This window comes from Mesorhizobium sp. M6A.T.Cr.TU.014.01.1.1 (assembly GCF_004022765.1).
Classification (GTDB): Bacteria; Pseudomonadota; Alphaproteobacteria; order Rhizobiales; family Rhizobiaceae; genus Mesorhizobium; species Mesorhizobium mediterraneum.
In genome coordinates this window covers 1-389 of sequence record NZ_RZPG01000150.1, presented here as the reverse complement: position 1 = coordinate 389, position 389 = coordinate 1, and the positions used below count along the sequence as shown (strand labels likewise).

The following is a 389-nucleotide window of genomic DNA, read 5'->3' as shown; positions in this document are numbered from 1 at the left end:
GCGGGCGCGCGTTGCGCCGTTGTTTGCCGAATTCGGGCTTGCCGGCTTCGAGCGGCATTTTCCAGCGCAACTGTCCGGCGGTATGCGCCAGCGCGCGGCCTTGCTGCGCACGGTGGTGCAGCAACGCGACATGCTTTTGCTCGACGAGCCGTTCGGCGCTCTCGACGCGCTGACCCGCACGGCCATGCAGCGCTGGCTGGAACAGATGTGGCGGCATCATCGCTGGACGGCGCTCCTGATCACCCATGACGTGCGCGAAGCCGTGTTCCTGTCCGACCGCATCTATGTGCTGTCGGCGCGCCCGGCCCGCATCGTGCGTGAAATCAAGGTGCCGCTGCCGCGCCCGCGCAGCCTTGGCGGCGATGCCGCGCGCCAGGCAAGTACGCTCG

Annotated in this window: 1 protein-coding gene; it reads left to right on the top strand. The window is 68.6% G+C overall.

Annotated features, from left to right (window positions below; all coding sequences use genetic code 11):
- On the top strand, nucleotides 1-389 hold a 389-nt coding region (locus tag EN885_RS33360; protein ID WP_128335273.1), incomplete at both ends, for an ATP-binding cassette domain-containing protein.